This window comes from Brevibacterium antiquum CNRZ 918, assembly GCF_900169145.1.
GTDB classification, from domain to species: domain Bacteria; phylum Actinomycetota; class Actinomycetes; order Actinomycetales; family Brevibacteriaceae; genus Brevibacterium; species Brevibacterium koreense.
In genome coordinates this window covers 1-11,000 of sequence record NZ_FXZD01000026.1, presented here as the reverse complement: position 1 = coordinate 11,000, position 11,000 = coordinate 1, and the positions used below count along the sequence as shown (strand labels likewise).

The 11,000-nt window shown below is 60.6% G+C and carries 12 protein-coding genes, 1 pseudogene and 1 other annotated feature; of the genes and pseudogenes, 10 read left to right on the top strand and 3 right to left on the bottom strand.

What is annotated here, in order from left to right; genetic code table 11:
• Positions 1-173: 173 nt before the first annotated feature.
• The 3 genes and pseudogenes from BANT918_RS16720 to BANT918_RS16710 form a co-directional block, all read right to left on the bottom strand.
• Positions 174-929, bottom strand: coding sequence for an IS3 family transposase (locus BANT918_RS16720; protein WP_167389517.1), 756 nt, complete (start codon positions 927-929; stop codon positions 174-176).
• Positions 843-964 (bottom strand) — a sequence feature (AL1L pseudoknot). It overlaps the preceding gene by 87 nt.
• A 20-nt stretch (positions 965-984) precedes the next feature.
• On the bottom strand, positions 985-2,085 hold the full coding sequence (locus BANT918_RS16715; protein ID WP_010534158.1) for an IS110 family transposase: 1,101 nt from the start codon (positions 2,083-2,085) through the stop codon (positions 985-987).
• Between the two features lie 214 nt (positions 2,086-2,299).
• A pseudogene (locus BANT918_RS16710) lies at positions 2,300-2,587 on the bottom strand (transposase); the annotation flags it as partial.
• A 15-nt stretch (positions 2,588-2,602) separates the two neighbouring features.
• Here BANT918_RS16710 and BANT918_RS16705 point away from each other — a divergent pair.
• From BANT918_RS16705 to BANT918_RS16655, 10 genes are all read left to right on the top strand, one after another.
• Positions 2,603-3,184 carry a M28 family peptidase gene (locus BANT918_RS16705; RefSeq protein WP_233430565.1) on the top strand — a complete coding sequence of 194 codons (582 nt, stop codon included), beginning with the start codon at positions 2,603-2,605 and terminating at the stop codon, positions 3,182-3,184.
• 118 nt (positions 3,185-3,302) lie between these two features.
• Positions 3,303-3,710, top strand: coding sequence for a four-helix bundle copper-binding protein (locus tag BANT918_RS16700; protein WP_101621212.1), 408 nt, complete (start codon positions 3,303-3,305; stop codon positions 3,708-3,710).
• Positions 3,711-4,855: 1,145 nt separating this feature from the next.
• On the top strand, positions 4,856-5,509 hold the full coding sequence (locus tag BANT918_RS17280) for a hypothetical protein (RefSeq protein WP_145997012.1): 654 nt from the start codon (positions 4,856-4,858) through the stop codon (positions 5,507-5,509).
• A 722-nt stretch (positions 5,510-6,231) separates the two neighbouring features.
• Complete coding sequence (locus tag BANT918_RS18180; RefSeq protein ID WP_101621209.1) at positions 6,232-6,477, top strand: DUF2180 family protein; 246 nt, start codon at positions 6,232-6,234, stop codon at positions 6,475-6,477.
• 134 nt (positions 6,478-6,611) lie between these two features.
• Complete coding sequence (gene trxB, locus BANT918_RS16680; protein ID WP_101621208.1) at positions 6,612-7,580, top strand: thioredoxin-disulfide reductase; 969 nt, start codon at positions 6,612-6,614, stop codon at positions 7,578-7,580.
• The gene (trxA, locus tag BANT918_RS16675) at positions 7,577-7,900 is read left to right on the top strand and encodes a thioredoxin (RefSeq protein ID WP_101621207.1); all 324 of its coding nucleotides are present in this window, start codon (positions 7,577-7,579) and stop codon (positions 7,898-7,900) included. Before trxB ends, trxA begins: the two co-directional genes overlap by 4 nt.
• Positions 7,897-8,991: an ACR3 family arsenite efflux transporter gene (arsB, locus tag BANT918_RS16670; RefSeq protein WP_101621206.1), complete on the top strand. Its 1,095-nt coding sequence runs from the start codon at positions 7,897-7,899 to the stop codon at positions 8,989-8,991. The genes trxA and arsB overlap by 4 nt, the downstream gene beginning before the upstream one ends.
• Positions 8,988-9,989, top strand: a complete 1,002-nt coding sequence (locus BANT918_RS16665) for a metalloregulator ArsR/SmtB family transcription factor (RefSeq protein WP_101621205.1) — start codon at positions 8,988-8,990, stop codon at positions 9,987-9,989. The genes arsB and BANT918_RS16665 overlap by 4 nt, the downstream gene beginning before the upstream one ends.
• Before the next feature lie 20 nt (positions 9,990-10,009).
• On the top strand, positions 10,010-10,420 hold the full coding sequence (locus tag BANT918_RS16660) for an arsenate reductase ArsC (RefSeq protein WP_101621204.1): 411 nt from the start codon (positions 10,010-10,012) through the stop codon (positions 10,418-10,420).
• A partial coding sequence (locus tag BANT918_RS16655) for an FAD-dependent oxidoreductase (RefSeq protein ID WP_324761580.1) occupies positions 10,421-11,000 on the top strand: 580 nt, incomplete at its 3' end.

Sequence of the window (11,000 nt, the reverse complement as noted above, 5' to 3'; positions counted from 1 at the left end):
TGCCCGCACCGTCGCTGGCGAGTAGTTGCGATCCAGCAGATGGCTGAGGTATTCGTTGACGAGTTCGAATCGCGACGCGTCTGGTCCGGCCAGCTCCCAACCTTCACCGCTTTGTGTAAGTCGCAGACCCTGTTCGCTGCTCATGGACACAGGTGTATCAGAAGTGAGTCACGTCACGCTGTAAAGCTCAATTCACGGTGTGTCGCTGACCTGGAGCAATGATAGTAATAGCCGGATAATAGGCAATCGCCGGTCGAGCCGACCGAGGCCACGGCCCCGGCTTCGGCGAGGCGCTGGGTGTAGCGGACGGCGATGTACTGGACGCCCTTGTCGCTGTGATGCGTGAGCCCGGAGACGTCGTGACCTGCGTGCTCACGGGTCCAGATCCCCATCTCCAGCGCGTCCAGGGCGAGGTCGGTCCGCAGCGACTTCGATAGCTGCCAGCCGACCACACGGCGGGAGAAAACGTCGATGATGAACGCGGCATACACCCATCCCGCGAACGTGCGGCAGTAGGTGATGTCGGCGACCCAGAGCTGGTTCGGGGCCGTCGCGGTGAAGTTGCGTTCGACCAGGTCAGGACGTGTACCTGGGCCGTCGCCTGGGCGCGTGGTCCGAGGGCCTTTCTCTCGGCTGATGCCGCGCAGACCTTCGGCTCTCATGAGCCGTTCCACGGTGCAGCGCGCGACTGCGACGCCTTCTCGGCGCAGCTGAGCGTGGAGCTTCTTCGCGCCGTAGACCCCGAAGTTCTTCGCGTGCACGCGCCGGATCTGCGCGAGCAGCTCCTCGTCCCGCAGCGTCCGCTTCGAGGGCGGGCGGGTCTTGAAGGCGTAGTAGGTGCTCGGCGCGATCTGGGTGCCCGCTGCGGTGAGCGTGCGGCAGATCGGCTCGACGCCGAACTCGTGCTTGTGCTGGTCGATGAACGTCACGATCATCGCGGTGGGCGGTCGAGCTCCGCGATGCTCCTATGTCAAGTTGGATCGCTCAGGCGGCCATGAGCGGCATCGACGACGCAGGATGCTCGATCGGCGACTGCTCCTCCAATGGGGCACCACCCTCGGGCGTCTGGGTGACAGGGGCCAGGTCGGCCCTCTGCGCGGCGTAGATGCGATCTGAGAGTCGACGTCGTAGGAGCCGCAGCGCCTCTTTGCGAGTCTTGCCGGCGGCAATGAGCTTGTCGTAGTAGGTGGCGCCTTCCGCGCCTATTCGAATCTGAGTGAGGGCAGCCATGTGCAGGGCGGTGTTGATCGTGCGGTTCCCTCCACGCGAGAGTCGAACACGCACCTTGTTCCCTGACCAGACCGGGATCGGCGCAGTGCCGTTGAATCTTGCGTAGGCATCGCGGGAGCGAAACCTGGCGATCCCCGCTGTCTCGCCAATGATCATCGCTGCGCCCAAGGTACCCATGCCCGGGACAGCGACCAGTGAGGGATGGTCGGCCCGCACCAGCCGGCTCAAGCGGCTCTCGAGCGTGTTGATCCTGACTGTCAGCTCGCGAATATCGACCAGCAGGTCGCGAGCGATCTCGGCGACCGCTCCGTCAGCTGTCGCCAGGTACTCGACCAGCTCGTCCAGGAGGTGGTACCGGCGCAGAGCACGAGAGGGAATCTCCAGCTCAGGATCGATTTCGTGGAGGAACCAGCGTGCCTTGGACTGCATCGCTGTGCGCCGTGCAACCAGGCTCCTGCGATGGTCCGACAGAAGCTTGATGTCCCGGGAAGTGCCCGGCAGCTCAGCGGTCGGCAAGCCCTCTTCGCGAAGTGCTACCCGGGCCACGGCTTCCGCATCAATAGGATCCGATTTGCCGCGTTCCCGGCTGCTGCGCCTCATGCCAGCCATCAACCTGGTGTGCACGCGAACGACTCGATGGCCGGCCTCGAGCAGGTCAGCCTCGAGCCGACGGGTCAGGTGGCGGCAGTCCTCGACCGCGACGGTGACGGTCTCGAAGCCTTCCAGCCAGGTCAAGATCTTCCGATGCCCCACGGCACGTGCTTCGACCGTGAGCTCTTTGATCCTCCGGCCCACCTCGTCCACCGCGACGAGCGTGTGCCAGTCCTTGTGAGCGTCGATCCCGATGACAGTCATGACAGTCCCTTTCCCAGTCCGGTGCTGCTCGAGCTGCGGTGCCGAACGCAGACGGGCACGCCTCAGTTGGGCATTCGATCCAGCAGGCTCCTATCAGGCCACGCCCACTTCCAGCACCGCGGGCCCCGGCGGGACGGCACATCGCGGACAAGCTACGAAAGCAGCGAATAAACGAGCCAGCCCCGCCGGGACACCCTCAGTCTGGTACTGACGCGAAAAAAGCCGAGGCCGACCGCAGGATCGCGTTCGCCCGGCGCAGCTCGCGCACTTCCTTCTCCAACTCAGCGAGCCGCTCGGCGTCGCCGGTCGTGGTTCCGGGCCGGTGGCCCTCGTCGATCTCGGCCTGCACGACCCAGTTCCTCAGAGTCTCGGGATTGATCCCGAGCTGCTCGCCCACACGACGGAACGTGCCTGACTTCGTCGCTGGATCCCGCCGCGCGTCCACGGCCATCCTCGTGGCCCTCTCCCGAAGCTCATCGGGGTACTTCCTCGGTGCTGCCATGCTCCTCATCCTCCCGTGGGATCAGAGCCTCCACCAGACCCGGGGCGATTCAAACTCGACCGCATCACCGCCTACATCAACATCGACATGATCGCCTCGCCCAACTACGTCATCGCGGTCTACAACGCACGGGAGTCAGATCCCGGTCCCGCCGTGCCTGACGGGTCGGTGGCGATCATGGACGTTCTCACCGACTACTTCGACGCCCGTGAGCAGCGCTGGTCGACTACCCATTGGAACTTCGCTTCCGATCAAATGGCGTTCATCGAGGAAGATGTTGCAGTGGGCGGGCTGTTCACCGGAAGCAGCGAGAGCAAATCCCGGAAGGACGCCGCCCTCTTCGGCGGAACAGCAGGGCAGCCACGTGATCCCAACTACCACACCTCAGGTGATGACATCAGCAACATCAACGAGGAGGCGCTGAACATCATGACCGACGCGATCTCGCACGCCGCCGACCGCTTGGCCCAGGATGGACTCACTCCTTCAGGCAACACCGATGACGAGCAGGATGATCACCGGTCCAGCTCTAGCAGCAACCACGACCAAGGTCAGCTGACCGATGCAGCCCCTACACCAGCACGAGCGCCATTGTGAAGATTCCGCGAAGATCGGCTGCCAGGGGCTGTGCTCCCCCGCGACGGATCACTAGCGTCGAACATGGGCCGGTCAATCTTTCCGGTACCGATCAACTGCGAGAAGAAGGAGTACTCCGATGACTCACATCAGCTCGATGATCGAAACCCATCCCAACGGCACCGCTGACCTCGACGTCCAGAAACTTGCCGACTGCATCGCCGCCTGTTTCGAATGCGCCCAGACCTGCACCGCCTGTGCCGACGCCTGCCTGGCCGAAGACATGGTCGCAGACCTGCGCACCTGCATCCGCCTCAACCTCGACTGTGCCGATATCTGCGCCACCACGGGCAGCATCCTCAGCCGCCGTACCGGGCAGAACCTCACCACAGTCAAAGCTGTCCTCGAAGCCTGCCGGACAGCCTGCGCAGAGTGCGCAGCCGAATGTGAGAAGCACGCCGACATGCACGAGCACTGTCGCGTCTGCGCTGAAGCATGCCGCCGCTGCGAACAGGCCTGCACTGACCTCCTGGCCGTCATCGGCTGACCGCCACCGCCATTGTTCGGTGGGCCTAACGAGTGACCGAAACGACCAGAGTTCAGAAGCCGACTGCACAACCCCGATAACACGGGGGCTGGACGTGCAGTTGGCTTCTGAAAACGACAATATGCGCCAGTCAGTACCGGGGACCAGAGCGCGGACCTGCAGATCAACGCCCTCGAAAGCGCGGAATGCCTACACCGGTCACGGTGTCCGCCTGGGACGAGGTTGTTTCGTGCAGGCGACTTCTGAGAATTCACATCGTTGCGCACACGAGTACTGAACGATTAGCGTTCAATAGCCGACTGCACAACCCCGAGAACTCGGGGCTGGACGTGCAGACGGCTTCTGAAAATCACAACAGCATTCTGCTGCTGTCGTACGCCGTTGTCGGTTTCAAAAGGCGGCTGCACAGATGTCAGAACCCGAGAGCACACGGACCACTACCGGAGAAGAATCTTCTGACCACACGCTAAGCCGCAGTGGTCGAGTACGGCGGCGCTGAGCGCGAATGTGATGGCTTCAATGCCGTGGCCGATGAGCCCTACGCATTCATACCAAACTAGTCGATAGACTGGGAGTTTCGTGTTTGCTGCAGCGTCGAGTGGAGTGCTTCTTTGCCGATCAGAAATTGACCGGACCAGATGAGAGTGACGACCTAGCAGGCCCTCGCAGTGTCCGTCTTCGTGCTCCTCGGACTGGCCTGGCTTATCGTCCTCCCGCTCTGGCTGACTGAAGCACCCTTGGCTTTCTGTGGCACTCTAATTGTTCTGCGGGATTACAGAAGACGCCGGCGATGAGCCCATAGCCACCTCGACCACAGCACCAGAGTCGGACCCCTGCACCCACTCAAGGGCACGTTGCTGCAACACGTCACGATCGAGCATCGCTTCCTGCCCCTTATCAGGATCGCGGATCAACTCCGACATGAACCGCCCATCGAGTCCGTCGAGGACTTCTGCGAGTTGTCGAGCTGTCCCTGAATGCACGTCGGGGAACTCGAACTTGTCGACAGTTCGCTCGACACAACCATCGGTGAGCATGCCTCAGAACCGGTACTGCGTCGAGATGAAGAACGGGCACACGTCATCAGATAGTGCGACGGATCCGGCGTAAAGTGTGATCGTCGTTTCAACTAGAGAGAGGGGTCTATGACCTTCTGGAAGACTCCAGTTCCAGGTCTGCTGGCTCTGGTAATGTTCGTTGGACTCTCAGGATGCACAGCAGATGACAGCAACGATGAGTCATCTCCATCAGAGTCGACTCCTGCGGCCTCCCCCTGCGAGGGCTTAGTCGGGTACGAGTCTGTTCCAGCCGATCTCCCGGACGGAGATACTGTTGACTTGGTAAGCACCGGTATACCAGTAGAACGGCCTCCGGCCGAAGGCATCACTCGAGAGCCTGACGGAACACTGACTCCATCAATGGAAGACAAAGCATTTCTGCTGGTCGGATTGCCACGACCCGCAGGAACTAAGGTCCCCGACGATCTAGTTTCATCGGTGGCAGTCACGACGTTTAGCGTCGCCGAAGGTACCAGCGACACACCAGCGGACTGCTCGGAGGACATCGAAGCCTCGGTTACGTTCATTTCATCTGAGTATTTGCCCATTTGGGAAGTGAAATTTGATTCGCCCCCTTACACTGTCTCGTTGGCAGAGATCGATGCCCCCGGTGTTGACCGCATGCTAAATTTCCGGACAGATAGTCCCCTCAAGTTTGCCTACCCAGACGATGGGAAACTTGAGTCCAAGCCACAGTTCGTTGCCAAACAGGTCTACCAGGAGTACTTCGACTCGAAGTGAACCTCGATAGTCATGTCTTTCGCCTGACCAGCTGCGCGCAAGTTCGCGACGTACAGTTTCCAAGCGATAGCACCACCAGCGAGTGCCGCGGTGTTCAGAAGAAGCTGAAGAACCGGCACTATTTCGTTGACCTGCTCAGTCATCTAGGTTCCTCTACCTCTCACTAGCTGTGCGTCAATTATCCCGGATATTCCTCGCAGATATAGAGACGCCACTCAAATTGCCTTGATGGAACAGTCCGATGCATCCGAACTTGTTGCCGACAGTATTGACCACCTGGTTCTCCACCCTTCAATAGATGCGCCCAGCAGGCGCAAGAGGTTTGAAGTAGAAGGGTTTTGAGGCGGAAGAGTTATGAGACGCCTGTACGTGGCCAAGTCATATTAGCGTCGCCCGACCCGCATCAGTCCCTGTCAGATTCAAAAGGCGGCTGCACGCTTTTCAGATGTCGACTGCATGCACTTCCCTAGGGCCAGCTTCAGGCAGCTACCGCGTTCCGCTCACATTCTGGCAGTAACCTTGCCGGATGCGGGGTCTCAAACCCGAGCCGATTGGGCTGAGATCTCAAACTTCCCACAGTGCCACCGACGAGAATGCAATTGTGCGAGCGGCTGCCTCCGCGGCACTAGCGAGCCGGGTGGCTCAATCGCATCAGCGCTCTACATTGACGGTTATCGATACGCTAATTAGGCTCTATATCGATAGTTCTCAAATCAGGGAGGATGACTATGAATTGCTGGGAGCATGCGGCCAGCGAGCAAATCATGGCGAGGGCAGTCGCGGCGTGTGTCCATTGCGGTGTCGGCCTGTGTCTAGAACACGCAACGATCTGCGAAGAAGTGCGAATTCATCGAAATGGTACCGGCGCCCCCTCGAGGCTGCTGCCGGACGGGCGGGAGATCTGTTGCTCAACCTGTCACGCGGCATTTTCTGAAGCAGTCCCCGCACATGAGGCGCTCCCTCGGTAAGCATTGGCGCTGAAGATGAGCCAGGTGATCGCGGGGAGTGAGCGCTGCCCGGTGCCATGCATTGGCAAAGGGTATGAGAGTTAGTGGACGACCTAGCGGTTGCGCTCTATATTGATATAGGTCAATATAGAAGCATGTCGATTCAAGAGTTAGTGATTGTCGGGTCTGGCCCTGCCGGCTACACCGCTGCTGTTTACGCAGCCCGGGCCGGTTTGTCGCCGGTGGTTCTCGCTGGTTCCGTCACCGCTGGCGGATCACTGATGACCACGACCGAAGTAGAGAACTTCCCTGGCTTCATCGATGGAGTCCAGGGCCCAGAACTGATGGAGGCAATGCGTGCGCAGGCCGAACGGTTCGGTGCACGCATCATCTTTGATGACGCCATCCGTCTCGATCTGACTGGGGAGGTCAAGCCCGTTGAAACCGGCCTGGGTGAAACATTCCACGCCCGCGCGGTCATCCTTGCTACAGGATCGGCCTACCGCAAGCTCAGTCTGCCCGAAGAGGATCGATTGACCGGCCACGGCCTGTCCTGGTGCGCAACTTGCGACGGCTTCTTCTTCCGAGAGCAAGAGATCGCTGTCATCGGCGGTGGTGACTCTGCCATGGAAGAGGCGTTGTTTCTGACCCGTTTCGCCTCCAAAGTGACAATCGTGCATCGGCGCGAAGAGTTTCGCGCTTCGAAGATCATGGCCGACCGAGTCCTGGCCGACGAGAAGATCGAGGTCGCTTGGAACAGCGAGGTCTCCGAGATTATCGGTCAATCCCACGTCGAGGGGCTGCGACTGCGCGATACCGTATCCGGGGCCGAGCGGACCCTGCCGGTGTCGGGGGTATTTGTAGCGATTGGCCATGATCCGCGCTCAGAGCTCCTGACCGGACAGGTCGCCCTCAACCCCGATGGATACGTCCAGGTCACCCACCCGTCGACAGCCACGAACCAAGACGGAGTGTTTGCCGCCGGTGATCTCGTCGATAGCCGGTACCGACAAGCGATCACTGCGGCTGGCACAGGCTGCTCAGCAGCCATAGATGCCCAACACTTCCTCTCTGCCACACCCGCCATGTCCCACACCGAAACCCTGTTGGAGGTCCCCGCATGAGTACGACGACAGTCACAGACGCCACGTTCACCACCGAGGTCATCGATTCCGACATTCCCGTAGTCGTCGACATCTGGGCGACTTGGTGTGGACCGTGCAAACAAATCGCACCGATACTCGACGAGCTCTCCGACGAATACGAAGGACGAGTCAAGGTCGTTAAGATCGATGCCGATACCAATCCCGAAGCGGTCACAGCAGCCGGAGTGACATCTATTCCTACGCTCGGCTTTTACCGTGACGGCCAACGACGCGACGTCCTTATCGGTGCACACCCGCGCCCAGACATCGTGAACAAGATCGAGGAGCTCCTGGCATGACCGCAGACACCACCACACAACAGACGGCACCTGCACGCCTGTCGACACTAGACAAGTGGCTGCCGGCCTGGATCGGCCTGTCCATGATCGCAGGCCTCCTCCTCGGCCGGCTGATCCCCGGGGTCTCTGACCTGCTTTCCCAATTGGAAATCGGCGGCATCTCAGTACCCATCGCCCTGGGTCTGCTGGTCATGATGTACCCCGTCCTCGCCAAAGTCCGCTATGACAAGGTCGCCGCCGTCACCGGCGATAAGAAACTGCTGATCTCATCCTTGGTCCTCAACTGGCTCGCCGGGCCCGCAGTCATGTTCGCCCTGGCTTGGGTGTTCCTGCCAGACCTCCCCGAATACCGCACAGGATTGATCATCGTTGGCCTGGCCCGCTGTATTGCCATGGTCGTGATCTGGAACGACCTCGCCTGCGGTGACCGAGAAGCAACCGCCGTGCTGGTCGCGATCAACTCAGTCTTCCAGGTCATCATGTTCTCAGTCCTCGGCTGGTTCTACCTCACCGTCCTGCCCACTTGGTTGGGACTTGATACTCAAGGCCTGGAAGTGTCAATGGGTCAGATCGCTCTCAACGTGCTCGTCTTCCTCGGCGTCCCGCTGATCGCCGGATTCGCCTCACGATGGATCGGCGAGAAACGTCGCGGCCCTCAGTGGTACGAAGAGAAGTTCATTCCCCGAGTGGGGCCGTGGGCGCTCTACGGTCTCCTGTTCACAATCGTTTTGCTCTTCGCACTCCAGGGCGAACAGATCACCAGCCAACCCTTGGACGTCGTTCGAATCGCACTGCCATTGCTGGTCTACTTCTCACTCATGTGGTTCGCAGGGCTCCTGCTCGGCAAGAGCCTCGGTCTTGGCTACGCCCGCTCCACAACATTGGCTTTCACCGCGGCTGGCAATAACTTCGAACTCGCCATTGCCGTCGCCATCGGTACCTTCGGTGCCACCAGCGGGCAGGCACTGGCTGGGGTCGTTGGCCCTCTCATCGAGGTGCCTGTCCTGGTCGGCCTCGTCTATGTCTCACTCTGGGCCGCGAAAGCATGGTTCCGCACCGACCCCTACGCTGTGGAGGCGAGATCGTCATGACTGAAACCACTATGATCCCCACTGACGATGAAACGTGTGCCCCAGATCCGTCCCACGCCATTGCTGTCGACGTCGCGACGACGCTTGCCGGAACACTCAAAGCACTCGCTGACCCTCTGCGGTTACGGATGCTCTCAGCGATCAGCACCGACCCTCGTGGGGAATCATGTGTCTGCGATCTTGCAGAGCTTGCCGACGTTTCCCAGCCCACTGTCTCTCATCACTTGAAAGTACTGAAGACAGTGGGGCTGCTCGAGTCTCAACGTCGCGGCACCTGGGTCTGGTATTCCATCGCAGCCGGACGCCAGGCCGCTGTGAGCGCTCTACTGGAAGGTTTCGCCCCTGCCGTCATCGCACCAAACCCGCAGCCTGAGGCGCCAGTGGCTGTCAGTGCCTTCGACGTGGAGGCCCACATCAACCATTTGATCACAGACCTATCGGCAACATCAGCTGGTGTGTCGCCAGAGACTGTCACCGGCATCGTGCGCGATTCCTACACGGGCCTGGCTCGATCGGCGAAAATCACTCGCTACCTCGTCCCCTTGACCGAGCGCTTCGCAAAGCAACGCTTGGCTGACATCACCCGGGACACAGCCAGCGCGCCTCCGCAGGTGCTCTTCATCTGTGTCGCCAACGCCGGCCGATCCCAACTCGCCGCGGCCCTAACACGCCAACTCTCAGGAGGCCGCGTAATCGCCCGATCCGCTGGTTCGACTCCGGCAGCAGGACTCAACTCGAATGTCGCCGAACTCATCAGCGACATCGACGGGGAGAACGTCGAGGAATTGTTCCCGAAGCCACTGACCGATGACGCGATCCGTGCGGCTGATGTCGTGATCACGATGGGTTGCGGCGACGTCTGCCCCATCGTGCCCGGCCTCCGGTACGAGGATTGGTCAGTTGCCGACCCGGCATTGGCCTCCCCCGAGGGCGTGGCACTCATCCGCGACGACCTTGCTACCCGTGTCCAGGCCCTACTTGATTCCCTCACCAACTGATCGAAAGAGAGACCACCCCTATGGCTGACCAGAAACCCTCTGTCTTGTTCGTGTGCGTCCACAACGCTGGCCGTTCGCAGATGGCTGCCGGCTATCTGCGCCATTTTGCGAGCAACCGCATCGAAGTCCGCTCGGCTGGATCGGTCCCGGCCGAACACATCAATCCAATCGCTGTCGAGGCGATGAGCGAAGACGGCATCGACATCACCGCCGAGCAGCCGAAAGTTCTCACAGACGAGGCTGTGCAGGACTCAGACGTGGTCATCACCATGGGCTGTGGCGACGCATGTCCCTTCTTCCCGGGAAAGCGCTACGAGGATTGGGAGCTCGATGACCCAGCAGGCCAGGGCATCGAGGCGGTTCGCCCGATCCGCGACGACATCAAGACCCGCATCGAGGCGCTCGTGACCGACTTACTCAGTCAAGACTGAGTGCACCGGGTGACAGATGTCGTGGTCATCGGCGGTGGGCAGGCCGGTCTCGCCGCTGGATACTTTCTTCGCAGAACGGGTCTCGAATTCGTCATTCTCGACGACCACGCCGGCCCCGGAGGAGCCTGGCAGCACGGGTGGCAGTCGTTGCGTCTGTTTTCACCGGCCGGGTACAGTCCGTTGCCAGGCTGGCCGATGCCTGCGCAGAAGGGCGAGTCGTTTCCCACCGCCGATCATGTCATTGACTACCTGACCCGATACGAACGCCGCTACGATCTACCGGTTCACCGACCGGTCCACGTCAGCAATGTCTACCAGGACCGGGGACAACTGTTCGTCGATACCGATACCGGCACCCTAGAGACCACGGCGGTCATCAGCGCCACCGGAACATGGCAACGCCCATATGTTCCGGCCTATCCAGGCTGTGAGGATTTCACGGGACGGCAGCTACTGAATCGCCCCGGGGATAATAGAGGCAGGGAGATTGGAAGAAGGAGATTCTCTCATGCCAGTGAAGTACACCGACGAGCTCAAGGCTCGTGCCGTCGAGCTCGTCATCCATGCTCAAGCGGATCCG